We start from the raw sequence: 23,698 nt of genomic DNA on the forward strand, positions 1-23,698 counted from the left end.
GCCGTCTTACTGCCCGCCACTGCCCAGACCGGCGCGCAGCGCGGCCACGGCGGCCCGGTAGTAGGCACTGCCATTGGGCGAACTGGCGAAGTCGGCGAACTGACCGAGTTCGTTGTCGTTCAGAGTGCGGTAGACATAGAGCAGGGTGTTCTCCAGGTCACCGGCATTCATCTGCTGGATGAAACGCTGGCGCTGCTGCTCGATCATGCCGCCGGACTGCTGCTGCCCCATCAGGCCCGGCAGCATCGAACTCAGGCTGTCGGCGGCGAGGCCCGCCAGGGCCACGCTGACCTCAGCGCCGGCTTCACGCACGGGCAGGGCAGTGGCCAAGCGCTTGGCCTGGGCGCGCCGGGCCGGGCTGGCCTGCACCTGGGGGACGCCGTTGGCATGCTTGGCCAGCTGATCACTGCGGGTGGCGGCGATTTCCGCGGCGACCACCTTGCGCCCGACGGGCGACTGGAAGAACTGCAGTGCGGGGCCTTCGGCGGGCAGACTCTGGCGCAGCGCGGCCAGGGCCCGCTGGTCGATGGCCGCGGCGGTATAACGCTTGTTGCTGTTGTCCACCAGGCTCTGGTAGAGCGCCGGCGGCAGGCTGTTCTGATAGCGCTGCTGGGCGGCCTGCAGGGCGTCGCGGAAGTGGCCGCGCTGCTCGGGCCAACCTGCGGCCTGATAGAGACTGACCGTATCGTCGGCCAGGGCGGGCAGGCTGATGGCGAAAAGCAGGGAAGCGAACAGAACGCGCATGGACACCTCGGGCAGCGGCACGGAGCCGGAAAGTCCGCCATTGTCGGCAACCCCAGGCTGGCTGTCGAGGCGCTCATCCCGGGCATTCGTCGCCTGGTCAAGGCAGGCGCGCAGCCGTGGCCGACTTCTCTTACACTCGGCATCCCGCCGGCCTGGTCCGGTTCCTACGGTTCCCGCGATGGCTCTGCACCCCGAGCATCCCCTGCTGCAACGTATCGTCGACGATCTCGCCAGCCATGGCTGGTCGCGGCAGAGCATCTTCCTGCCGCCGGACCTCACCGCCGAGCTGGCCGCCGAATGCCGGCTGCGCCATGCCCGCGGCGAACTGGAGCGCGCCGGCATCGGCCGTGGCGACAGCCCGCTGATCCGTGAGGGCGTGCGTGGCGATCACATCGCCTGGCTGGAACCGGACGATGCCCATCCGGGCGTGCAGCGCTACCTGCACCTGATGGATACCCTGCGCGAGGCCTTCAACCGCACCCTGTTCCTGGGCCTGGAAGACTACGAGAGCCACTTCGCCCTCTATCCGCCGGGGGCCTTCTATGCCCGCCACCTGGATCGCTTCCGCGACGACGACCGGCGCATGGTCTCCCTGGTGCTCTATCTCAACGACGCCTGGTTGCCGGAGCAGGGCGGCGAGCTGCGCCTCTATCTGGACGAGCAGCGCCAGCAGGATGTCCTGCCCCTGGGGGGCAGCCTGGTGTGCTTTCTCTCCGGGCAGTTGCCCCACGAGGTGCTGCCGGCCACCCGCGAGCGGCTGTCGCTGACCGGCTGGTTCCGCCGCCGTGGCGAGAATCCGCTGCAGGCTTAGGGCTTGTCTGAAAAGTCGCCGAGCGAAGGCTAGGCAAGACAAAAATCCGTGAGGATACGGATCGGACTCGCGCTCGAGTTTACGAGTGGTAAATGAGCATTGCGACGGGGCCGCCTAGGCCGGGCTGGCGACCCAGCGGATTTTTAACGCAGCATGGCTGAGCGCAGGCACTTTTCAGACAAAGCCCAGGGCGTAGACTGGCGGCGGACCGGGAGGGTGCATGGAAAAGATACTGGTGAGTCGCTGCCTGCTGGGGCATCGGGTGCGCTATGACGGCGGTGCCCATGGCCCCTTCGATCTGCTGGGCGTCTGGCAGGCGGAAGGGCGCATCGTGCCCCTCTGTCCAGAGGTGGCCGGTGGCCTGCCCACGCCGCGTCCGCCCGCGGAGATCCCCGGCGGCCAGGGCGGGGCGGTGCTGGACGGTCGGCTACCGGTCATGACCGAGACAGGAGAGGACGTCAGCGCCGCCTTTGTCGCCGGTGCCATGGTCGCCCTCGAACTGATTGCGCGCCATGGCATCCGCGTGGCGGTGCTCAAGGCCCGCAGTCCCTCGTGCGGCAATGTGGAAAACTACGATGGCCGCTTCAGCGGCACCCGGGTAGCTGGTGAGGGCGTCACTGCGGCGGCGCTGAAGCGCGCCGGGGTCGCCGTCTTCAACGAGACCGAACTGGCCGAGGCGCAGCGCTTTCTCGCGGCGCTGGACGGTAACCCCTAGAGCGTTTCCGGCTGGCGGCCCAGCAGCATCTGGAAGTGCGCCTTCTGCACGAAGCAGCCCTTGGGAAAGCGCCAGCCGACCAGTTCGCCCGGCTGCTTCTCGAGGTTCTGGGCAAAGACGGTGGCGCCCATGGCGCGCGCCAAGGCGGCATATTCGCGCAGCGGGACCTTAACGACAGGAACATCCGGGCTGATCATGGGCGCTCTGCTGGGTGGGTCGCTCACGATCGAAACGACGATCGTGGCGAGTCCACAGGTGACTTGCCCAGGCTATCGGCACCCCCGCGTGGAACTTCAGCCCGCGGATGAAAAATCGGTCTAGCCAGCGGCTTTGGGCGTCTCCGGCAGGAACCAGTTCATCAGCAGGGCGCACAGGCCGCCGGTGGCGACGCCGGATTCCAGCACCGCTCTCAGGCCCGCAGGCATATGGGCGAGAAATTCCGGCACCTGGGAAATGCCCAGGCCCAGGGCCAGGGACACGGCGATGATCAGCAGCGCGCGTCTGTCCAGTTCGACGCTGGCGAGGATGTTGATCCCCGAGGCGGCGACCGCGCCGAACATCACCATGGCCGCGCCGCCGAGCACCGGCTCGGGCACCGCCTGGATCACCCCGGCCACCGCTGGGAACAGCCCCAGCAGGACCAGGATGGCGGCGATCCACAGGCCGACATGGCGACTGGCGATGCCGGTCAACTGGATCACTCCGTTGTTTTGGGCGAACACCGAACTGGGAAAGGTGTTGAACAGCCCGGCCAGCAGCGAGTTGGCGCCGTTGACCAAGACGCCACCCTTGATCCGCTGCATCCACAGCGGGCCTTCCACCGGTTCGCGGGAGACCTTGCTGGTGGCGGTGATGTCGCCGATGGCCTCCAGCGAGGTCACCAGATAGATCACCAGCAGGGGCACGAACAGCGACCAGGAAAAGCCCAGGCCGAAGTGCAGTGGCATCGGGATCTGCACCCAGGCGGCCTCGTGCATGCCAGTGAAATTCAGCCGGCCCAGCCAGGCCGCCAGGGCATAGCCCAGCAGCAGGGCGACGACGATGGCGCTGCTGCGCAGGCCACGGAGCGGCAGGCGATTGAGCACCACGATGGTGGCCAGCACGGTGCCCGACAGCAGCAGGTTCTCGCCATTGGCGAAGGTACCGTTGCCCAGCGCCGCGAAGCCGCCGCCCATGCTGATCAGGCCGACCTTGATCAGGGTCAGGCCGATCATCAGCACCACGATGCCGGTCACCAGCGGGGTGATGAGGCGCTTGACGAAGGGCAGCACCCGCGACACCCCCATCTCGACGAAGGAACCGGCCATGACCACGCCGAAGATGGCCGCCATCACGGCTTCCACCGGGGTGCCGTTCTTGACCATCAGCGCGCCACCGGCGATCAGCGGGCCGACGAAGTTGAAGCTGGTGCCCTGGACGATCAGCAACCCGGCACCGAAGGGTCCGAAGCGGCGACACTGGACGAAGGTGGCGATCCCCGAGATCACCAGCGACATGGACACGATCAGGTTGGTGTCGCGCGGCGAGACGCCGAGGGCCTGGCAGATCAGCAGACCGGGGGTGACGATGGGCACGATGATCGCCAGCAGGTGCTGGATGGCGGCGAGCAGGGCGATCAGCGGGCGCGGTCGGTCCTGGGGACCGTAGAGCAGTTCGGAGCGGGAAGGCTGGGACATGGCGGAGTCGTCGCGGAAAAAGCGCCGATCTTACCGGATGCCCGCCCCGTGGCGCAGGGTCTTCGGCCTGGAGAAAGCCGCCGACCTGGGGGGCGGCGGCTATGCCTTGCGTCTTACAGGATGAAGCGGGCCACGTCGCGATTGAGATCGGCGGCGTGATGCTGCAGGGAGCGCGACTGACGTTCCGAATCCTCGGCGCCGCTGGCCAGGGTGTCGCCGAGGCCCTTGATGGTGATGACGTTGCGGGTGATCTCCTCGGTGACCGAGGTCTGCTCCTCGGCCGCCGTGGCGATCTGCAGGGACATTTCGGAGATGACGCCGGCGCTATGGGCGATCTCTTCCAGGGCGCTGGAGGCGCGTTCCACGTCGGCGACGCTGCGCTCGGCGATGGCCATGCTGCTGTCCATGCGCTGCACCGCCTGGCGGGTCATCTGCTGCAGGGTGCCGATGGTCTCGTTGATCTCCCGGGTCGAGGCCTGGGTCCGCTGCGACAGCGTCCGCACCTCGTCGGCGACCACCGCGAAGCCACGGCCATGTTCGCCGGCCCGGGCTGCTTCGATGGCCGCGTTCAGCGCCAGCAGGTTGGTCTGCTCGGCGATGCTCTGGATGCTGTCGAGGACCTTGGCGATGGCCTGCGAGTGATGATCCAGCTCGCCGATCACCCGGGTGGCGTCGTCGACTTCCCGGGCCAGGCTGTTGATGGATTCCTTGCTGGTCTGCACCAGCGTCAGACCCTCGGCGGTGCTATCGGAGGATTGGCGAATGGCCGCGGCGGTCTGCTCGGCATTGCGGGCGATCTCCTGGGTGGCCGAGGACATCTCCGTCACGGCGGTGGCCACCAGGGTGATCTCCTGCTGCAGACGTCCCAGCTCCTGGGTAGCCGCGGCGCTGCGCTGCAGGACCTTTTGCGATTCGGCGTCCACGCTCTGGGCATGCTGGCGCACGCCACCGATCAGGCCGTGCAGGCTGGCCACAAACTGGTTGAAGTGGCCGGCCAGGCCGCCGACTTCATCGTTGCTCTGTACGGCAATGCGCCGGGTCAGGTCGCCTTGGCCGTCGGCGATCACCTGCAGACCGTTCGAGACCACACCCAGCGGCCGCAGCAGATAGCTGCACAGCAGGTTGATGAGCAGCAGCGAGCCCCCCAGCACCACGGCCAGGATGACGATGCTGATCCAGAGTTGCCGCTGTAGCGGTGCCAGCAGGACGCCGCTATCGACGATCATCACCAGGGTCTCGCCGTCGCGATTCATGGGCGCGGCATAGAGCCGCTGGCCGGCGTTGGTCTCGATATAGCGCTCGCCTGGCGCCTGGGCCAGCCGCTGGAGGGTGTCCGCGGTGAGCTGGGGATAGAGCTCGGTGAGCGGTTTGGCCAACAGGGCGGTGTTTTCATGCCCCAGCACGATGTTCTGGCCGTTGACCAGTACGGCACTACCGGCACCCGGCAGCTGCACCCGCTTGAGCTGATCGAGGATGTCGCCGATGCTGACGTCGGCGCCGAGGATGGCGCTGGTCTTGCCACCGGACTGCAACGCCCAGCCCAGGGACAGCACGTTCTGCTTGGTCGCCGCCGCCACCGTGGGTATGGAGAAGAACACCTTGCCGGGATTCTGCTGCGCCTGCTGGTACCACAGCCATTGGCGCGGATCGTTGTTGTCCGGCGGCAGCTGGACGCCATTGGCATTGACCTGGCTGCCATCGCCGCGGGCATAGAAGACGTTGTCGAAGCCGCCGGAACGCTTGACCTGATTGAGAGCAGCCGGAAGGTTCGTCTCCTGGGTGTCCGCCGCCAGGGCGCGCAACGCTGCGGCCTTGCCGTCGAACCACTGGCGGACACCGCCGTTGAAGACGAAGCTGACGGTCTTCAGCTGTTCGATCGTGGAAGCTTCGAGGGCCGCACGGGTGTTGAAGAAGTTGATTGTCGTCAGACCTACACCCACCACCAGCACGGCCGCGGTGGCAGACAACGAGAGTTTCTGTTTCAACGACAAGGCAGGCACGTTGTGTAGCTCCGAAATAATTATTCAGGCTTTATCGGTGCAAGTGCGCGATAACTTGAGCGTTTGGCCAGGTCTTTGTCGAAGCAGCGGCGATCCGCCTTTGGGTAGGCTGGCCCAGGGTCTTCCAGGGCGACTGCCGGCTGGAAGACCCAAGATGGCGAGAACGACTAGGCGGCCACCGTCTGGGCGCCGGTCATCAGGGCCACGGCATCGGCCATGGAGTGTTGGCGCGGGTCGATCACCGTCAGCCGGCGACCCAGGCGATGGATGTGGATGCGATCGGCGATCTCGAACACATGGGGCATGTTGTGGGAGATCAGCACGATGGCGATACCGCGGGCCCGCACGTCGAGGATCAGTTCCAGCACCTTGCGCGACTCCTTCACCCCCAGCGCCGCGGTGGGCTCGTCGAGGATGATCACCTTGGAGCCGAAGGCCGCCGCCCGGGCCACGGCGACGCCCTGGCGCTGGCCACCGGACAGGGTCTCCACCGCCTGGTTGATGTTCTGGATGGTCATCAGCCCTAGTTCGGAGAGCTTTTCCCGGGCGATGCGCTCCATTTCCTTGCGGTCCAGGGTGCGGCAGAGGGTGCCCAGCAGCCCCGGCTTGCGCAGTTCGCGACCGAGAAAGAGGTTGTCGGCGATGGACAGCGCTGGCGACAGCGCCAGGTTCTGGTAGACCGTCTCGATGCCGGCGCGGCGCGCGGCGATGGGCGAGGCGAACTGCACCGGCTGCCCCTCGAAGCGGATCTCGCCTTCATCGGGCCGCAGGGCGCCGGAGATGGCCTTGATCAAGGAGGACTTGCCGGCGCCGTTGTCGCCGATCACGGCGAGGATCTCGCCCGGCAGCAGGTCGAAGTCAGCGTGGTCAAGGGCGGTGACGCGGCCGTAGCGCTTCACCAGGCCGCGTGCCATCAGCAGGGGTTCGGTAGTCATCAGCTGGCCGCCTTTCTGATCCATTGGTCGATAGCCACGGCCGCGATGATGAGCGTGCCGATCAGCAGATAGGTCCATTGCACGTCGGTACCCAGCAGGCGCAGGCCCAGGGCGAAGACGCCAACGATGAGGGCGCCAAACAGCATGCCGAGGATCGAGCCGCGGCCGCCGAACAGCGAGATGCCGCCGATCACCACGGCGGTGATGGATTCGATGTTGGCGAACTGGCCGGCGGTGGGCGAGACCGAGCCGATGCGGCCGATCAGCACCCAGCCGGCGAAGGCGCAGATGAGCCCCGACAGGCCGTACACGGTGATCAGCATGCGCCTGACGTTGACCCCGGCCAGCGCCGCGGCCTCGGGATCGTCGCCTACCGCATAGAGATGCCGGCCCCAGGCGGTGTGATTGAGCACGTACCAGAGCAGGGCGACCAGCACCACCAGGGCGATCACGCCATAGGTGAAGACGGCACCGCCCAGGCGGAAGTTGTCACCGAACACCTGCAGCAGCGGCGCGGTCGCGCCGATTTCCTGGGCGCGGATGGTCTCGTTGCGCGAATAGAGGAAGTTGGTCGCGAGCACGATCTGCCACATGCCCAGGGTGACGATGAAGGGCGGCAGCTTGATGCGGGCGATCAGCCAGCCGTTGGCCATGCCGCACAGGGTGCCCACCACCAGGCCGCAGAGGATCGACAGCTCCACCGGCAGGCCATAGCGGAAGGTGAATTGGCCCATGACCACCGAGGACAGCACCATGATGGCGCCTACCGAAAGGTCGATGCCGGCGGTGACCACCACCAGGGTCTGGGCCGCGCCGACGATGCCGGTGATGGCGATCTGTTGCAGGATCAGGGTGAGGGCGAAGGCGGAAAAGAACTTGCCGCCCAGCAGGGCGCCGAAGATGCCCAGCGACAACAGCAGCACCAGCAGCGAGACCGCCGAGGGGCGCGAATGCAGGAAGTGGCGGAATTTGACGAGTGGGCTGCGCTCGTCACTGGCGAAGGAGGCGACCTCCGTGGCGCTGTGCTTGAGCACCTGTTCGAAGGGTTGCCCGGACGGGGAAGGCGAGGTCGGATCGCTCATGGCAATCTCCTGAAAGCGGATCGGCCGAGAGGCGATCGCCCGCGCCGGCACGGCTGGCGGGGCGATCGGTCTGCTCTAGCGTAGACGAGGGGCCATCAGCCCCAGCATTTCTGCAGGGCGGTCTTGCTGTCGATGGACTGGATGCCGGGTACCGGCTTGTCCGTCACCAGTTTCACGCCGGTGTCGACGAAGCTCTTGCCTTCGGTGGCGGTAGGCTTCTTGCCGCTGTCGGCAAAGGTCTTGATCGCCTCGATGCCCAGCGCGGCCATCTGCAGCGGGTACTGCTGGGAGGTGGCGCCGATGACGCCGTCGGCGACGTTGTGCACGCCCGGGCAGCCGCCGTCGATGGAGACGATCAGCACGTCCTTCTCGCGACCCACGGCCTTGAGCGCCTCGTAGGCACCGGCGGCGGCCGGTTCGTTGATGGTGTGCACCACGTTGATGGTCGGGTCCTTCTGCAGCAGGTTTTCCATCGCTGCGCGGCCGCCTTCCTCGTTGCCGTTGGTCACGTCGTGGCCGACGATGCGTGGATCGGTCTCGTCGCCGATGCGGCTCTGATCCTTGGGATCGATGCCGAAACCGAGCATGAAGCCCTGGTCGCGCAGGACGTCCACCGAGGGCTGGGAGGCGTTCAGGTCGAGAAAGGCCACCCGCGCGTCCTTGGCCTTGTCGCCCAGGGTTTCCCGCGCCCACTGGCCGATCAGCTTGCCGGCCAGCAGGTTGTCGGTGGCGAAGGTCATGTCGGCGGCGCTCACCGGATCCAGCGGGGTGTCCAGGGCGATCACCAGCAGCCCGGCTTCGCGGGCCTTCTGCAGATTGGGCACGATGCCCTTGGTGTCCGAGGCGGTGATGAGGATGCCCTTGGCACCGTCGGCGATGCAGGTCTCGATGGCGGCGACCTGGCTTTCGCTGTCGCCGTCGATCTTGCCGGCATAGGCCTTGAGCGTCATCCCCAGCTCCTTGGCCTTGGCGCTGGCGCCTTCCTTCATCTTCACGAAGAAGGGATTGGTATCGGTCTTGGTGATGAGGCAGGCGGAAACGGGTGCTGCCTGGGCGGTGCCGCTGGCGAGGGCGGCAGCCAACAGGCAACCGGCGAAGGACGCGAGGGAGACGGTTCTTTTCATTGTTGTGCGCTCAGGTTCGGAGACAGGAACGCGACCGGCAGCACGCCGGTCGCGGTGAAGCTGTTACCACCACTGCTCGATCTGGAAGCCGATGTTGGAGCCGTGCAGATCGTTGCCGAAGGTGCCGGTGCTCGACAGCGCGGAGCCGGCGTCGAAGTCGTCGGCCGCTTGTTGAGCTGCCCGGTTCCAGGCGGCATAGGTGTAGAACAGGCGGAATTCGGGACGGGTCTTGAATTCCGGGCCCTTGGGCGACCAGGTAGGCGCCAGGGTCAGCTTGGTCAGCTTGCGGGTGCCGCCGGGAGCCTGCACCTGATCATGGCCCAGTTCGGTGGAGAACTTGAACTGGTCGGTGATGCCGTACACCAGGCGGCCACCCAGCGAGGTCCAGCGCAGGTCATTGCCGTTGGGACGTTCGTCCTTCTGGTAGACCGCGGCGATCTGACCACCCCAGTAGCGGCTGATCTGCCAATCGAAGAAGTCGACGACGCGATAGGAGACGTCGGCGCTGCTCAGGGTCGGATCGCCGGTGCTGCCCAGCGCCGTGCCCGGGCCCTGGCCGCGCTGTACGGCAAAGGTGTTCACGCCGCCCCAGCCCATGAAGTTGGCCTGCTTGTGCTGCAGCGTCACGGCTACACCACTGTTGGCATTGGGCTGATTGGTGGGCTTGTCCAGGTAGCTGACGCCGATCTCCAGCGAGCCATTGGGATTGGTGTTGAAACCGGCGACGTTGAAGTCGAGGCGGTTCTGGAAGTCCTTCTGGTTCTGGTTGTCCTTGCGCGAGAAGGCCAGGCTGTACTTGAGACCGCCGATGTTGACGTCCTCGATACCGCCGCCGGTGGCGCTCTGGTTCCAGTAGAAGAAGTCGGAGATGTGGATGTCGTTCCGCTTGTAGTAACGGCGGCCGGCCCAGAGATTACCGCCGTTCAGCGCGGCGATGTTGTTCCAGTAGGCATAGGCCTGGACGGCACGGATCTCGCCATTGTCCCCGTTGAAGGTCGGGGTGCGGTCGTAGCGGTTGAAGAAGCTGCCCATGCCGTATACGCCGACTGCCGAGCCGTCGTTGAGGGTCAGGACGTCCTGCTTGAGTGCCAGTTCGCCGTACTGTTCGCACTCGTTGCCCAGGCGGTACTTGGACTGCGCGCCCTGCAGCTTGAAGCAGCGCATGGAATCGGAACCGGAGGAATCGCCGAGCCCGGTACGGAAGTACCCGATCGTTTCCAGGGCGTGTGCCGAAGGAATCAGCAGGAGGGTGCTCATCAAGGAGGCGACCGAAACCCTGGCCAAGGGCATAGCCTTTTTCTTATTCATTTATGTTCCCTATTTATTGTTGTTGTGTGACGCGTGCCTGGCCTACACCTGACCCGCCGTGCTCCAGCGGAAGATCAGTATAGGTGTGACCATTGGGGCTCAACCTGACTACAAACTTATCGCTGAATCAATTCAGCGGCAGACGGAGGGTAGCCTTTGATCACTCAACGGCCTAGCGGCTCGCTAATCGCGAGGTGTGAGCTGAATCACAGGTTGCGCTTCTACAAAATTAGCAAGCCAAGCAACTGTGGAACCCCTCTGGAATGGGGGTTACCCGCGCGGAGGCTGTAAGGGAGGCAGGGGCAGGCGGAGTGGCGAGGAGAGAGCGTAGCCAGAGGGGTGAAATAGAGCGTGGAGAGCAGAGGGGAGTGATGGAGCGGTGCTGCGAGGCGACGGCAGCTGCCATCGCCTCGCCGTAACGGTCAGCCCAGCAGCGCCTTGTCGCGCACGCCGCCCTTGTCGGCGCTGGTGGCCAGCAGGGCATAGGCCTTGAGCGCGGTGGTCACGCGGCGGGCGCGGGGTTGTGCCGGCTTCCAGCCCAGCTTGTCCTGCTCGATGCGGCGGTGGGACAGCTCTTCGTCGCTCACCAGCAGGTTGATGCTGCGCTGGGGAATGTCGATGAGCACCTTGTCGCCATCCCGCACCAGGCCGATGGCACCGCCCGCCGCGGCTTCCGGCGAGGCATGGCCGATGGACAGGCCCGAGGTGCCACCAGAGAAGCGACCGTCGGTGAGCAGGGCGCACTGCTTGCCCAGTCCCTTGGACTTCAGGTAGCTGGTGGGGTAGAGCATCTCCTGCATGCCCGGACCGCCCTTGGGCCCTTCGTAGCGGATGATGACGATGTCGCCGGCCTTGACCTCGTCGGCCAGGATGCCGCGCACCGCGGCGTCCTGGCTCTCGAAGACCTTGGCATTGCCCTCGAACACATGGATGGATTCATCCACGCCGGCGGTCTTCACCACGCAGCCGTCCAGGGCGATGTTGCCGTAGAGCACGGCCAGACCACCTTCCTGGGAATAGGCGTGCGCGACACTGCGGATGCAGCCCTCGGCGCGGTCGTCGTCCAGGGTGTCGTAGCGAGTCGCCTGGCTGAAGGCTTCCTGGGTCGGAATACCGGCGGGACCGGCGCGGAAGAAGGTCTTCACCGCCTCGTCCTGGGTCAGGGTGATGTCCCACTGCTCGATGGCTTCGCCCAGGGTCCGGCTGTGCACGGTGGGCAGGTCGGTGTGCAGCAGACCGCCACGGGCCAGTTCGCCCAGGATGCTGAAGATGCCCCCGGCGCGATGCACGTCTTCCATGTGGTACTTCTGGATGTTCGGCGCCACCTTGCACAGCTGCGGCACCTTGCGCGACAGGGCATCGATGTCGCGCAGATCGAAGTCCACCTCGGCTTCCTGGGCGGCGGCCAGCAGGTGCAGGATGGTGTTGGTCGAGCCGCCCATGGCGATGTCCAGGGTCATGGCGTTCTCGAAGGCCGCATGGCAGGCGATGTTGCGCGGCAGCGCCGACTCGTCGTTTTCCTGGTAGTAGCGACGGCAGAGGTCGACGATGGTACGGCCGGCCTGCAGGAACAGTTCCTTGCGGTCGGCATGGGTAGCCAGGGTCGAGCCATTGCCGGGCAGGGCCAGGCCGAGGGCCTCGACCAGGCAGTTCATGGAGTTGGCGGTGAACATGCCCGAGCAGCTGCCACAGGTGGGGCAGGCGCTGCGTTCGTATTCGGCGACCTTCTCGTCGCTGGCCGAGCTGTCGGCGGCGATGACCATGGCGTCGACCAGGTCCAGGCCGTGGCTGGCCAGCTTGGTCTTGCCGGCTTCCATGGGACCGCCGGAGACGAACACCACCGGGATGTTCAGGCGCAGGGCGGCCATCAGCATGCCGGGGGTGATCTTGTCGCAGTTGGAGATGCACACCAGGGCGTCGGCGCAGTGGGCATTGACCATGTACTCCACGGCGTCGGCGATGATCTCGCGACTCGGCAGCGAATAGAGCATGCCGTCGTGGCCCATGGCGATGCCGTCGTCCACGGCGATGGTGTTGAATTCCTTGGCCACGCCGCCAGCCTTCTCGATCTCGCGGGCGACCAGCTGGCCCAAGTCCTTGAGATGGACATGGCCCGGCACGAACTGGGTAAAGGAGTTGGCGATGGCGATGATGGGTTTCTTGAAGTCTTCGTCCTTCATCCCGGTGGCGCGCCAGAGCGCTCGGGCGCCCGCCATGTTGCGGCCCTGGGTGGAGGTTTTCGAGCGATAGTCAGGCATGAAGCGTCTCTCCGAGGCGGCTTTCTAGGTCACGGTTCTGGTCATCGTGAGCGCGGACGAGGCACGGTGCAAACGCGAAGTGACGATTGCCGGGCCGGAGGGCAACGACGCCATGCGGGATCTCCACAGGGGTGCCGGGGCTCACGAACCCGCCGGAGGATGCTGGCGGAGGGGAATCCGGATCATACACCCGGGCGCCAGCACTGCACAGCAGCGCGGGCGCCGGTGGATCAGGGCGCTTCCTGTTCGCCGTCGGGAGCGTCTTCCAGGTATTCGTCCATCGGTTCCTGGCCGGCCAGGGTCTTGAGACTCAGGTCCACGGCTTCGGGCAGGGTGATGTCGACGCGCTGCTTGTCGCTGCCTTCCAGCGAGGACTCGTAGCTGAGCGCGTGGCGCAGGTGGCCGTTTTCGAGGATGGCACCCACGCTGGCCAATTGAGCGGCGGCCGGAGCCAGGCGTTCGAGCGCGGCCTTGGGCCAGGTGGCCTCGACGGTCGCATTGCAGGTATAGAAGCCTGCTTCGCCACTGTCCGAGGGTTCTTCCTGGGTCTTGATGTCGACCAGCGAGATCTGGTTGGCCTCCAGCGCGGGCTGGCCGGCGGCGATGTCGTCCGCATAGATCTCGTTGATGGTCTGGGCGTATTGCTGACGAACCAGTTCAGCGGTCTTGGCCGCATCGCAACTGTAGTCATAGCCACCGCAGCCAGTCAGGGAAAGCACCGCAGCTGTGAGTATGAGGTGACGTCTGGACATGCCTGAATTCCTTGGAACGATGGGTAGAGCCTGGCGGCGCTGGCCGTGCCTGCGTCGATCCGCAGTGCAGGACGTCGGCGCAACGTTCATGGATGGCGAGGGCTTAGGGTGCTGCCGCTCGCCGATCCTGTCCATCAGACGCCGCCAGCGTCCGTCAGGACACCCGGCCTGGCTGGCCGGTCAGATCCCCGATCAGGCGCGGTCGGCGCTTTCGCAGGTCTCGAAGTCCTTGCTGTCGACGCGGTTCATGCTGTCGAAGCCGATCGAATAGACCTGCTCCTTGCCGTCTTTATTGAGCACATAGTTGTTGCAGGTACCCGGACGATACTTGCGGGTGTAGGTGCTCGACGGGGTGCCGCCGATACGCAGGACGTCAGCCTTGGCCATACCCTTTTCCACCTGCTTCACCAGCGGCTGCTCGCGAAATTCCACGCGACCCACGGTGTAGTCGGCGGTGTTCTTGACCGAGGAACAGCCCGCCAGCACGGTGCCGGCCAGCAGGGCGGTCGCGACTGCAATCTTCTTGTTCATGGTGTGATCCCTTCAAAGGCGGAAGTGCCTGACACTTCGACGATGACGGCGCCGATAAATTCGCTCTCCGTCGCACTTCTCGCCGTTCGCGCCTTTGACGGGTCGGCTCGCGAGAGCGGCAAGTGACTGTATCTAAAGCTGATTCTGCAAACGAACGCTATGCCCTGGTTTTCTAAGGAATATTTTGTCCGAATGGCAGTTGACAGGGGCCAGGTGGCAGGCGATCTTTAGCGTTATGTTGTAACTTCCCAGCCGTTTCTCGTTTCTCGCGAGGACCCCATGAATCGCCGTCGTCTGCTCAATCTGATCCTGGCTGGCATGACTTTGCCCGTCGGGTTGCCGGCGTTTGCCGCCCGGCAGCAACTCAAGGGTGCCCGGGCCTGGCAGGACGCTGACAAGCTCCGCCTAGTCTTCGATCTCACCGGACCGGTGCGCTACAAGACCTTTACCCTGGTGGCGCCGGATCGCATCATTCTCGATCTCGCCGATACCCAGGCGCCCGCGGTGCTCAACCACCTCGCCCTGCAGGGGTCGCCGGTGCGCGCCGTGCGCAGCGCCCGCTATGGCGCCCAGGACACCCGGGTGGTGCTGGAGCTGGCCCATCCGGTGGAGATGGAGAGCTTCATCCTCGGCCCGGGCGAGGGGGCGTCCAACCGCCTGGTGCTCGATCTCAAGCGCGCCGGGACGCCGGCAGTGGCCGCACGCAAGCCGGTCGACGCCGAGCCGCCCTTGGAGGTCAAGCGCGGTAAGGGCCTGGCCACGGGGCGTGACATCATGGTGGTGGTCGATGCCGGGCATGGTGGCAAGGATCCCGGTGCGCTGAGCGCCCGGGGTGATCGGGAAAAGGACATCGCCCTGATCGTGGCGCAGAATCTGGCGCGGCGCATCAACCTGCAGAAGGGCTTCAAGGCCAAGCTGGTGCGCAACGACGACTTCTTCGTGCCGCTGCGCAAGCGGGTCGAGGTCGCCCGCAGCTACAACGCCGACATGTTCGTCTCGGTGCACGCCGATGCCGCACCGCGGCGTACGGCCTATGGCGCCTCGGTCTATGCCCTGTCGGAGCGAGGCGCGACCTCCACCACGGCGCGCTTCCTGGCCGACAGCGAGAACAACGTCGACCTGATCGGTGCCAACGAGATTCTCAAGGGCCGCGATCCCATGCTGGCCGGCGTGCTGCTGGACATGTCGATGAACGCCACCATCTCGTCGAGCCTGGACCTGGGCCACAAGGTGCTGGGGCAATTGGCGAACATCACCAACCTGCACCAGAAACGGGTGGAGCAGGCGGGCTTCGCTGTGCTCAAATCGCCGGACATCCCCTCGATCCTGGTCGAGACGGGCTTCATTTCCAATGATCGCGACTGCCGGCGCTTGCTCGACAGTCGCCACCAGAAGCAGCTGGCCGATTCGATCTTTGCCGGACTGCATGGCTATTTCCAGGAGCGCCCGCCGCTGGGCACCTACCTGGCCAGCCTCAAGAACACCCAAGGAGTGACATGAGTTTGCAAGACAAGGCGCGTCGTTACTGGCGCGTGGTGGTGCTGGTGATAGGCGCGCTCTGTGTCGTGGCCGGGCTGATCGGCTACGGGCAGGGCGGTGGCGACAAGCAGGGCAGTGCCCAGGAAGGCTTCGTCAACAAGGTCTGGCAGATCAAGACCAGCAACAGCATCGAGCCGGGAATGCTCTATGTCTTTCTCAGCGATGGCACCCTGGTGATGGCCTCGCCGAGCAGCCAGCCCTCCCTGGGCCGCTGGACGCGCACCGAGAAGGGCCTGAATCTGATCGAGGAAGGCATCACCTATCCCACGGAAATCCTCGGTCTCACCCGCGACGAATTCCGTATCCGCAGCCTCAACCCCGGCGATCCGGTGGAGCTGCAGCTGGCCCCCGCCGCACGCTGAGAGAGCCTCAGGCGTCGTCGTCGGAGTAGCGCTGCTCCTGCCAGGGGTCGCCCCGGTCGTGATAGCCGCGCATCTCCCAGAAGCCAGGCGTGTCGCCGACCCGGAAGTCGATGCGCCTGAGCCACTTGGCGCTCTTCCACAGATAGAGGTGCGGGATCAGCGCCCGCACCGGGCCCCCGTGCTCGGCGGTCAGCGGCTGGCCTTCCCAGCTGTGCACCAGCATGGCGCCAGGTGCGGCGAAATCGGCCAGCGGCAGGTTGGTGATGTAGCCGTCGTAGCTGTGCAGGAGCACATGGGTCGCTTCGTCCCGCGGCTGTACCTCGTCCAGCAGTTCGCTTACCGGCAGGCCGATCCAGTGATTGTCATAGCGTGACCAGGTGGTGACACAGTGCATGTCGCTGATGGCCTGGGTGGTCGCCCGCGCCGCGAAGGTCTCCCAGTTCCAGCGCAGCGTCTTGCCGACCGCGCCGGTCACCGCCAGTTGCCAGCGTTCCTGGCTGACTTCCGGGCGTACCCCTAGATCCAGGACCGGCCAGTTGCTGACCCGATGCTGGCCGGGCGGCAGGCGTTCGCTGTCCGGGCGTGCGCCCTGGCCGGTGAGGAAGCGGCCCTCCTGGGCCCAGCGTTCCTTGGAACGGGTCAGCTTGCTTGGCTCATCACTCATCGGTGGATCCTCTTCGCAGTTCTCGGGCTTCTGACCTCAATGATGGCCTTTCGTCGGCACAGGCCGAACCCAGACGGCTGCTCACGCCTCCTATCCTGCAGGCACTCAGAGAGGCGCCTCCTTTTTCTTAACCTGCCGGAGAACCACCATGGTAGATGCAACCCAGATCAAAGAGCATGCGGAAGTTGTCGGTTCGGACGGCCAGCACGTGGGCACCGTCGACCACATGGAGGGCGCCGATCGCATCAAGCTGACCAAGCGCGATCAGGACGCCGATGGCAAGCATCACTACATTCCGCTGAGCTGGGTCCAGTCCGTGGAAGGCAGCCAGGTACGCCTGTCCAAGACCCGTGACGAAGCCGAAAGCGAGTGGCAGGCCGCCTAAGGCACGCCGCCCAACAAAAAGCCCCGCATTGCGGGGCTTTTTGTTGGGCGGCGAATAGGGATCAGTTGATGTATTCGAACAGCTTGACGATGCGCTGCACACCCGAGACGCTCTGGATCAGCTGCACGGCATGGGCGGCTTCCTGCTGGGTCACCAGGCCCAGGAGATAGACGATGCCGTTTTCCGTGACCACCTTGATGCGCGAGCCTGGGATGTCCTGGTCGGCGAACATCTGGGTCTTGATGCGGGTGGTCAGCCAGGAATCGTTGCTGCGCGCCAGCAGCGAGGAGTTACCGGTCACCTGCAGTTCGTTGTGCACGGTCTTGACCCGCTGCACGCTGCGCACCGCCTGTTCGGCCTGGGCCTTGAGATCGGCGCGCGGTGTCTGGCCGGCGATCAGTACCACGCCGTTGTAGCTCACCACCACGATGTGCGAGCTGGCCAGGTCGGCATTGGCCTTGGAGATGTTGACCGCGGCCTTGGTCTCGATCAGGGCGTCATCGACGGTGCTGCCCAGGGTACGGGTGCCGCGGTTGTCGTCGATGGGCTTGTCGCGGCTGGCAGTGACCACGTTGCTGCAGCCGGCGACCGCAAAGGACAGCGCCAGGATGGCGAGCAGAGGAGCTTTCTTCATTCTTCGCTTCCAAACAGTTGCTGATCGATCTGGTCGCACAGGCAGTGGATCACCAGCAGGTGCACTTCCTGGATGCGGGCGGTGACCTTGGCGGGTACGCGGATCTCGACGTCCTCGGGCAGCAGCAGCGAGGCCATGCCGCCGCCATCGCGGCCGGTGAGCGCGACCACGGTCATCTCGCGGTCGTGAGCGGCCTGGATCGCCTGGATCACGTTGGCCGAGTTGCCGCTGGTGGAGATGGCCAGGAGGATGTCGCCGGGCTGACCCAGGGCGCGGATCTGCTTGGAGAACACCTCGTTGTAGCTGTAGTCGTTGGCGATGGAAGTCAGCGTCGAGGTGTCGGTGGTCAAGGCCAGGGCCGGCAGGCTGGGCCGCTCGCGCTCGAAGCGATTCAGCAGTTCCGAAGAGAAGTGCTGGGCGTCGCCGGCGGAACCGCCATTGCCACAGGTGAGAATCTTGCCTTCGTTGAGCAGGGCCGCGACCATGACCTGGCTGGCCAGATCGATATGCGGAATCAGGACTTCCATGGCCTGACGCTTGGTTTCGATGCTGTCCCGGAAGAGTTTCTGGATGCGGGCGTGGGTGTCCATCGCGATATCTTTGACCTGTGCTGTGGAGGGCCTCAGGCCTCGAAGGCCTGTTTGATCCATTCGAGTGCCTGAGGGGATGCGTCGGCCCCGGGGCCGATCGCGATCACGTCGAAACGACAGGGCCGCTTGGCCCAGCGCGCTTCGGATTGCAGAAAGAGGGCGGCGCTGTTGACCAGTCGCTGCCGCTTGCGGGCATCTATGCTTTCCGCGGCGCCGCCCCAGGCGGTGTGCCTGCGGGCGCGTACCTCGACGAATACTACTGTATCGCCGTCGAGCATGACCAGATCGAGCTCACCGCCACGCCAGCGCCAGTTACGGGCGATCAGGCGCAGACCGTGCGTCTGTAGGAACTGCAGCGCACGGTCCTCGCCTTGCTTGCCGCGCTGGAGGTGCGGGGCCTGCTTCACGGCGTGCTGAGCGAGGCCGGCACGCTGGTGGTGGGCAGCGGTGCATTGTTGGCTGGCAGCGGCTGGGCCACGCCGTTGCGGAATTCCGCCCAGGGCAGGTGACGCACCACACGCTGATCGGGCGCCACGCTCAGATTGCCGGACAGGCCGGGCAGCTCGGAGTTGGGCAGGGCCTTGAGCTGCTGCAGGTGCAGCGCCAGCAGGTAGGCATCGGCGCCCATGGCATAGAGGCGACCGATGCTGGTACCGGCCTGGGGCCACTGGGCGGTGATCTTGGCGCGCAGCGGATTGCTCGGGTCCAGCAGCCAAGGCGTTTCGCAGAACAGGATGCCGTTGAGATCCTGGTTGACGCCGGGTTCGTTGACCCCGCTGTTGAGGTTGGAGGTGGCGTACACCGGCAGATCGCGGGCGTTCTGGTAGACCAGGATCGGCTTGATCTGGCGGGCCTGCGCCGGCGTCGAGGCGAGGAAGATGAAGTCCATGCCCTGGCGCATCTGCAGGAGGCTGGTGATGCGGTTGGCGATCTCGACCGGCTGGCCGATGCGCTCGGCGGCGACCAGGCGACCACCCAACTGCTGCCACTCGTTCTGGAAGGCGGCCAGCACGCGGGTACCCCAGTCGCCCTGGGGCACCATGGCACCGGCGCTGCGCTTGCCATCGGCCCAGGCACGGCGGGCGGCTTCACGGGCCTCGTCCTCGGCGGCCAGGCCGAACTGGAAGAGCTGCGGCGGCTGGGCGCCCTGGCTGTCGCCATAGTTCAGCGCCAGGGTGTTGAGCGGCAATTGCGGGCGATCGCTCAGCTGCTTGACCAGATTCTTTTCCAACGGGCCGACCACCAGCTGGATGCCGGCGGCCTGGGCCTGGCGGTAGAAGACGTCCAGCGAGCCCATCTGGGTACTGTCGTAGACGGTCACGGCCGGGGCGGTCTGGCCCGCAGCCAGGGCCTCGTAACGGGCGGCCATGAAGCCGTCCTGCAGCGCGCGGGAGACGCCGGCGAGCTGGCCCTGCAGGGGCAGCAGCAGGGCGACGCGATTGAGTGGCTCGCGCGCCAGGGTCTTCAGGCGTTCCAGGTCATCGGGCAGATTGCGCGCGGCGGGATGGCCGGGGTGCTGCTGCTGCCATTCCTCGATGGCCGACAATTGCTGGTCCAGCGCCAGGTTGCCGCGGGTGATGGCGGCCAGGGCCAGCCAGCCATTGAGATCGGCATCCTTCACGCTCTGGCGCAGTTGCGCATCCGACAGGCTGGTCACCAGCTGCCAGATCTGCTCGCGGTTGTCGTGGGCGGCATCGCCTTCGAGCAGCGGCCCCAGGAAGATGCGCTCCTGGGCGGCGGCGAGCGGCTGGCCATTGGCGGCCTGGGCCTCGGCCTTGGTCAGGCCGCTGCGGATCTGCTGCTGGGCCGGCAATTCGCCCAGTTGGGCGAAGCTGGGATGGTCGAAACGCTTGAGCGCCTGGGCCGGCTGCTTGTCGAGCAGATCAAGCTGGGCCAGCAAGGTCTGGGCGAACATCTGCTGCGCCGGCTTCAAGCCTTCCAGATTGATGGAGCCCAGGATCTGCCGCGCTTCGCGGGCGTTCTGCTGGGCATAGGCCTTGTCCGCGGCGGTCAGACGCAGCAGATTGGCCTGCTCGGACTGACTGGAGCCGGCCTGGTTCAGCAGTTGCTCGATGCTGGCCTGGCTGGGCTGAGGCAGCGCCCCGAGGCTGCTCGTGGTGGGCGAGCTGCTGCAGGCGGCGAGCAGGGCGAAGGCGGTGGCGCAGATCAGCGGACGCAGGCGGAACTTCATGCGGTGGTTCCTGAGCAGAGTTCGGAAAGGGGCGATTGTCTCACAGCACCCAGGCGCTGCGAACGCCGAGGGCGAGAGCGGCGTACACTGTTGGGCTATTTCCAGTCCGTCAGGTTTCATCATGATTTCGCCGGGTACTCTTTATGTGGTTGCCACCCCCATCGGCAACCTGGACGACATCACCACCCGTGCCCTCAAGGTCCTGCGCGACGTGGCCCTGATCGCCGCCGAAGACACCCGTCATTCGGCGCGCCTGTTGCGCCATTTCGGTATCGAAACGCCACTTGCCGCCTGTCACGACCACAACGAGCGCGATGCCGGAGGTCGCTTCATCACCCGCTTGCTGGCGGGAGAGGACGTCGCCCTGATCTCCGATGCGGGCACGCCGCTGATTTCCGATCCGGGCTTTCACCTGGTGCGCGCCGCGCGCGCCCAGGGCATCCGGGTCTCGCCGATTCCCGGTGCCTGCGCGCTGATCGCGGCGCTGTCGGCGGCCGGGCTGCCTTCGGACCGCTTCAGCTTCGAGGGCTTCCTGCCAGCCAAGGCGGTGGGCCGGCAGGGGCGGCTGGCGGCCCTGCGCGAAGACCCGCGCACCCTGATCTTCTACGAGGCGCCCCATCGCCTCGACGACTGCGTGGCCGACATGGTGAGCACCTTCGGGCCCGAGCGGCACATCGTGCTGGGGCGCGAGCTGACCAAGACCTTTGAGACCCTGCGCGGCCTGCCCGCGGGCGAGCTGCAGGCCTGGATTCGCGAGGATCTGGATCAGCAGCGCGGCGAGTGCGTGTTGCTGGTGGCCGGCTGGACCGCGCCGGAAGACGCCGAGGTCGATGCCGAAACCCTGCGCATCCTCGATCTGCTGCTGGCCGAGCTGCCGGTCAAGCGCGCTGCCGCCCTGGCTGCCCAGATCACTGGCGCGCGCAAGAACCTGCTCTACCAGCTAGCGCTGGAGCGCAAGGGCGAGTAGGGCGAATTAGTGGGCATCTTTCCTTGTTATCCGCCCCCAGTCTCTATACCCTTGCGCCGCGAGAGCCGACCGGGCAGTCGCTGTCGTGATCCGCAAGGGTCGCGAGGGAGGAAAGTCCGGGCTCCATAGGGCGAGGTGCCAGGTAACGCCTGGGAGGCGTGAGCCTACGGAAAGTGCCACAGAAAATAACCGCCTAAGCGCGCAAGCGCCGGTAAGGGTGAAAAGGTGCGGTAAGAGCGCACCGCACGGCTGGCAACAGTTCGTGGCTAGGTAAACCCCACCTGGAGCAAGACCAAATAGGAATCCATAGGCGTGGCCCGCGCTGGATTCGGGTAGGTCGCTAGAGGCAATCAGCGATGGTTGTCCCAGAGGAATGACTGTCCTCGACAGAACCCGGCTTACAGGTCGGCTCTCGCACTCCCTCCCTCCCGGGCCTCTACGCCTGGGGTCTGAGACCTCTTCTTAAGACATCACTTTAATCAATTGAGCCAATCAATTGACTTCATTTCCGTTTGTCGGAAATCGATGTCGTTCGTCTTGGTCGTGAACTCGTGCAATTTGCTCGAAATCCGCGTCCCACGCGGCCTGGGAACCCCCTCGCTTACCTTGACTGAAAGCGGCCCTCCTCAATATAGTGGCGGCCGGTGGTACGAAGTGGGGCGAAGTGGGATTTAATGGCAAGGACAGCCTATTAGAGGACGCGAAATTGTTCCGGGGAGCGAACGCCATCAGTCTCGACGCCAAGGGGCGCGCCGCGATGCCGAGCCGGTATCGTGACGAGCTGCTGGAGCGTTGTGCCGGCCAGCTCATCGTGACGATCGATGCCGTCGACCCCTGCCTTTGCGTCTATCCACTCCCGGAATGGGAAATCATCGAAAGCAAGCTGCGGCAGTTGCCCTCGCTACGCGAGGAGACTCGCCGCTTGCAGCGCTTGCTGATCGGCAATGCGGTGGATCTGGAACTCGACGGCAGTGGCCGTTTCCTGGTTCCGCCGCGCCTGCGTGAATACGCCAAGCTGGACCGGCGCGTGATGCTGGTCGGGCAGCTCAACAAGTTCCAGTTATGGGATGAGGATGCCTGGAGTGCCGTGTGCGACGCGGATCTCCTGGCGATTAAGGAACCCGGCGGTATGCCGGATGAAATGCGCGATTTGATCCTGTGACCATGAACCCAGTCTTCCACCACGTCTCCGTTCTCCTGGACGAGGCCGTACAGGCATTGGCGATCCAGCCTGCCGGCCGTTATCTGGACGGCACCTTCGGCCGCGGCGGACACAGCCGGGCCGCGTTGCGCCTGCTGGGTGGGGAAGGGCGGTTGCTGGGTTTCGACAAGGACCCCCAGGCGATCGCCGCCGGCCAGGCCCTGGCCGCGGAAGATCCGCGTTTCGAGATCGTCCAGCGCAGCTTCGCCGAGCTGGGCGATGAACTCGTCAGCCGTGGCTGGTCCGGCCAGGTCGATGGCGTGTTGCTGGATCTGGGCGTCTCCTCGCCCCAGCTCGACGATCCCGAGCGCGGTTTCAGCTTCATGCAGGACGGTCCCCTGGACATGCGTATGGATCCGAGCCGCGGCCAGAGCGCCGCCGCCTGGATCGCCACGGCTGCCGAGGCCGATATCGCCCAGGTGTTCAAGGAATTCGGCGAAGAGCGCTTCGCCAAGCGCATGGCGCGCGCCGTGGTGCAGCGCCGTGAGGTCCAGCCCTTCGAACGCACCGGCGATCTGGCCAAGGTGCTCACCGAGGCCAATCCGGCCTGGGAAAAGGGTAAACATCCCGCCACCCGCGCCTTCCAGGGGCTGCGTATCTACATCAACCGCGAACTGAGCGATCTGGAGCAGGGCCTGCAGGCCGCCTACGAGCAGTTGGCGGTGGGTGGCCGGCTGGTGGTGATCAGCTTCCACTCCCTGGAAGATCGCATCGTCAAGCAATTCATGCGCCGACTGGCCAAGGGCGAGGCCGACCAGCTGCCGCGCGACCTGCCGATCCGCGCCACGGTCTTCGAGCCTTCGCTGCGCCTGCTGGGCAAGCCGGTCTATGCCAGCGAAGCCGAACTGGCCGCCAATCCCCGCGCCCGCAGCGCCGTGATGCGCGTTGCCGAGAAGCTGAAATGAGCCGGCTCTTCGTCAAGAAACTGCCCCTGGGCAGCAGCGTCATGCTGGTGCTGTTCGCTGGCGTGCTGCTGTCGGCGGTAGCCGTGGCCTATAGCGCCCACTGGAATCGCCAGCTGCTCAATACCCTCTATGGCGAGATGGCCATCCGCGACAAGGCCCAGGCCGAGTACGGTCGGCTGCTGCTGGAGCAGAGCACCTGGACCGCCCACAGCCGCGTCGAGGCCCTGGCCAGCGGTCAGCTGCAGATGCGCATTCCCGATCCGACCGAAATCCGGATGGTCAATCCGTGAAAGGCCTGATCGCGCGCCTGCCCTGGCGCTTCAG

General features: G+C 65.6%; 25 protein-coding genes, 1 other RNA gene and 1 pseudogene. 10 read left to right on the forward strand and 17 right to left on the reverse strand.

The genetic code is table 11. The features are described from left to right. Positions 1 to 6: 6 nt before the first annotated feature. Positions 7 to 744: a DUF2059 domain-containing protein gene (locus NRG74_RS22190; RefSeq protein WP_017640739.1), complete on the reverse strand. Its 738-nt coding sequence runs from the start codon at positions 742 to 744 to the stop codon at positions 7 to 9. Between the two features lie 178 nt (positions 745 to 922). On the opposite strand from NRG74_RS22190, the gene NRG74_RS22195 reads away from it, so the two are divergent. Both NRG74_RS22195 and NRG74_RS22200 read left to right on the forward strand, forming a co-directional pair. Continuing rightward, the gene (locus tag NRG74_RS22195; RefSeq protein ID WP_064307892.1) at positions 923 to 1,555 is read left to right on the forward strand and encodes a 2OG-Fe(II) oxygenase; all 633 of its coding nucleotides are present in this window, start codon (positions 923 to 925) and stop codon (positions 1,553 to 1,555) included. 220 nt (positions 1,556 to 1,775) lie between these two features. After that, complete coding sequence (locus NRG74_RS22200; RefSeq protein WP_068383397.1) at positions 1,776 to 2,270, forward strand: DUF523 domain-containing protein; 495 nt, start codon at positions 1,776 to 1,778, stop codon at positions 2,268 to 2,270. Here NRG74_RS22200 and NRG74_RS22205 read toward each other — a convergent pair. The 11 genes and pseudogenes from NRG74_RS22205 to osmE all read right to left on the reverse strand — a co-directional run bounded on the left by NRG74_RS22205 (position 2,267) and on the right by osmE (position 13,936). Continuing rightward, entirely contained in the window at positions 2,267 to 2,467 is a 201-nt protein-coding gene (locus NRG74_RS22205) for a hypothetical protein (protein ID WP_064307894.1), read from the reverse strand. The two genes, NRG74_RS22200 and NRG74_RS22205, sit on opposite strands and share 4 nt — an antisense overlap. A gap of 120 nt (positions 2,468 to 2,587) precedes the next feature. Next, positions 2,588 to 3,946: a nucleobase:cation symporter-2 family protein gene (locus NRG74_RS22210; RefSeq protein WP_064307895.1), complete on the reverse strand. Its 1,359-nt coding sequence runs from the start codon at positions 3,944 to 3,946 to the stop codon at positions 2,588 to 2,590. Between the two features lie 113 nt (positions 3,947 to 4,059). Further along, entirely contained in the window at positions 4,060 to 4,764 is a 705-nt protein-coding gene (locus NRG74_RS24795) for a methyl-accepting chemotaxis protein (RefSeq protein ID WP_437181205.1), read from the reverse strand. Between the two features lie 201 nt (positions 4,765 to 4,965). Beyond that, a pseudogene (locus NRG74_RS24800) lies at positions 4,966 to 5,946 on the reverse strand (cache domain-containing protein); the annotation flags it as partial. Positions 5,947 to 6,113: 167 nt separating this feature from the next. Continuing rightward, a complete protein-coding gene (locus tag NRG74_RS22220; RefSeq protein WP_042137188.1) occupies positions 6,114 to 6,881 on the reverse strand; it encodes an ATP-binding cassette domain-containing protein in 768 nt (255 codons plus the stop codon). After that, a complete protein-coding gene (locus NRG74_RS22225) occupies positions 6,881 to 7,963 on the reverse strand; it encodes an ABC transporter permease (protein ID WP_257705376.1) in 1,083 nt (360 codons plus the stop codon). Before NRG74_RS22225 ends, NRG74_RS22220 begins: the two co-directional genes overlap by 1 nt. A gap of 95 nt (positions 7,964 to 8,058) precedes the next feature. After that, positions 8,059 to 9,087 (reverse strand): sugar ABC transporter substrate-binding protein, encoded by a 1,029-nt coding sequence (locus NRG74_RS22230; RefSeq protein ID WP_257705377.1) that lies wholly within the window; start codon positions 9,085 to 9,087, stop codon positions 8,059 to 8,061. Positions 9,088 to 9,150: 63 nt separating this feature from the next. Beyond that, positions 9,151 to 10,344, reverse strand: a complete 1,194-nt coding sequence (locus NRG74_RS22235) for a maltoporin (RefSeq protein ID WP_231356057.1) — start codon at positions 10,342 to 10,344, stop codon at positions 9,151 to 9,153. 473 nt (positions 10,345 to 10,817) lie between these two features. Further along, positions 10,818 to 12,653: a dihydroxy-acid dehydratase gene (ilvD, locus tag NRG74_RS22240; protein WP_017640727.1), complete on the reverse strand. Its 1,836-nt coding sequence runs from the start codon at positions 12,651 to 12,653 to the stop codon at positions 10,818 to 10,820. Between the two features lie 230 nt (positions 12,654 to 12,883). Next, complete coding sequence (locus tag NRG74_RS22245; RefSeq protein ID WP_017640726.1) at positions 12,884 to 13,405, reverse strand: hypothetical protein; 522 nt, start codon at positions 13,403 to 13,405, stop codon at positions 12,884 to 12,886. Between the two features lie 192 nt (positions 13,406 to 13,597). Beyond that, positions 13,598 to 13,936, reverse strand: a complete 339-nt coding sequence (osmE, locus tag NRG74_RS22250; RefSeq protein ID WP_017640725.1) for an osmotically-inducible lipoprotein OsmE — start codon at positions 13,934 to 13,936, stop codon at positions 13,598 to 13,600. 279 nt (positions 13,937 to 14,215) lie between these two features. On the opposite strand from osmE, the gene NRG74_RS22255 reads away from it, so the two are divergent. Next, a complete protein-coding gene (locus NRG74_RS22255) occupies positions 14,216 to 15,436 on the forward strand; it encodes an N-acetylmuramoyl-L-alanine amidase (protein WP_231356059.1) in 1,221 nt (406 codons plus the stop codon). Further along, the gene (locus tag NRG74_RS22260; protein WP_017640723.1) at positions 15,433 to 15,837 is read left to right on the forward strand and encodes a hypothetical protein; all 405 of its coding nucleotides are present in this window, start codon (positions 15,433 to 15,435) and stop codon (positions 15,835 to 15,837) included. The genes NRG74_RS22255 and NRG74_RS22260 overlap by 4 nt, the downstream gene beginning before the upstream one ends. Positions 15,838 to 15,844: 7 nt before the next feature. On the opposite strand, the gene NRG74_RS22265 is transcribed toward NRG74_RS22260, so the two are convergent. Continuing rightward, on the reverse strand, positions 15,845 to 16,501 hold the full coding sequence (locus NRG74_RS22265; RefSeq protein ID WP_064307901.1) for a sulfite oxidase-like oxidoreductase: 657 nt from the start codon (positions 16,499 to 16,501) through the stop codon (positions 15,845 to 15,847). A 148-nt stretch (positions 16,502 to 16,649) separates the two neighbouring features. Between NRG74_RS22265 and NRG74_RS22270 the strand changes: the two genes are divergently transcribed. Continuing rightward, on the forward strand, positions 16,650 to 16,886 hold the full coding sequence (locus NRG74_RS22270) for a DUF2171 domain-containing protein (RefSeq protein WP_017640721.1): 237 nt from the start codon (positions 16,650 to 16,652) through the stop codon (positions 16,884 to 16,886). Between the two features lie 61 nt (positions 16,887 to 16,947). Here the strand turns inward: NRG74_RS22270 and NRG74_RS22275 are convergent, their stop codons facing one another. The 4 genes from NRG74_RS22275 to NRG74_RS22290 are packed head-to-tail and all read right to left on the reverse strand — an operon-like array spanning position 16,948 to position 20,301. Next, positions 16,948 to 17,520, reverse strand: coding sequence for a BON domain-containing protein (locus tag NRG74_RS22275; RefSeq protein ID WP_017640720.1), 573 nt, complete (start codon positions 17,518 to 17,520; stop codon positions 16,948 to 16,950). Next, positions 17,517 to 18,110: a phosphoheptose isomerase gene (locus tag NRG74_RS22280; RefSeq protein ID WP_007162067.1), complete on the reverse strand. Its 594-nt coding sequence runs from the start codon at positions 18,108 to 18,110 to the stop codon at positions 17,517 to 17,519. The genes NRG74_RS22275 and NRG74_RS22280 overlap by 4 nt, the downstream gene beginning before the upstream one ends. A 32-nt stretch (positions 18,111 to 18,142) precedes the next feature. Then, on the reverse strand, positions 18,143 to 18,517 hold the full coding sequence (locus NRG74_RS22285; protein ID WP_017640719.1) for a YraN family protein: 375 nt from the start codon (positions 18,515 to 18,517) through the stop codon (positions 18,143 to 18,145). After that, positions 18,514 to 20,301 carry a penicillin-binding protein activator gene (locus NRG74_RS22290; protein WP_257705378.1) on the reverse strand — a complete coding sequence of 596 codons (1,788 nt, stop codon included), beginning with the start codon at positions 20,299 to 20,301 and terminating at the stop codon, positions 18,514 to 18,516. Before NRG74_RS22290 ends, NRG74_RS22285 begins: the two co-directional genes overlap by 4 nt. 124 nt (positions 20,302 to 20,425) lie before the next feature. Here NRG74_RS22290 and rsmI point away from each other — a divergent pair, with 124 nt between their 5' ends. The 5 genes from rsmI (at position 20,426) to ftsL (ending at position 23,664) form a co-directional block, all read left to right on the forward strand. After that, positions 20,426 to 21,268, forward strand: coding sequence for a 16S rRNA (cytidine(1402)-2'-O)-methyltransferase (rsmI, locus tag NRG74_RS22295; RefSeq protein WP_371913897.1), 843 nt, complete (start codon positions 20,426 to 20,428; stop codon positions 21,266 to 21,268). 61 nt (positions 21,269 to 21,329) lie between these two features. After that, positions 21,330 to 21,685: RNase P RNA component class A (rnpB, locus tag NRG74_RS22300), an RNA gene on the forward strand. 289 nt (positions 21,686 to 21,974) lie between these two features. Beyond that, complete coding sequence (mraZ, locus tag NRG74_RS22305) at positions 21,975 to 22,430, forward strand: division/cell wall cluster transcriptional repressor MraZ (RefSeq protein ID WP_007162063.1); 456 nt, start codon at positions 21,975 to 21,977, stop codon at positions 22,428 to 22,430. Between the two features lie 2 nt (positions 22,431 to 22,432). Beyond that, positions 22,433 to 23,374: a 16S rRNA (cytosine(1402)-N(4))-methyltransferase RsmH gene (gene rsmH, locus NRG74_RS22310; protein WP_231356063.1), complete on the forward strand. Its 942-nt coding sequence runs from the start codon at positions 22,433 to 22,435 to the stop codon at positions 23,372 to 23,374. Continuing rightward, positions 23,371 to 23,664 (forward strand): cell division protein FtsL, encoded by a 294-nt coding sequence (gene ftsL / locus NRG74_RS22315; RefSeq protein WP_017640714.1) that lies wholly within the window; start codon positions 23,371 to 23,373, stop codon positions 23,662 to 23,664. The genes rsmH and ftsL overlap by 4 nt, the downstream gene beginning before the upstream one ends. Positions 23,665 to 23,698 lie beyond the last annotated feature (34 nt).

Origin of the sequence: Pseudomonas oryzihabitans (assembly GCF_024652905.1) — a bacterium.
Classification (GTDB): domain Bacteria; phylum Pseudomonadota; class Gammaproteobacteria; order Pseudomonadales; family Pseudomonadaceae; genus Chryseomonas; species Chryseomonas benzopyrenica.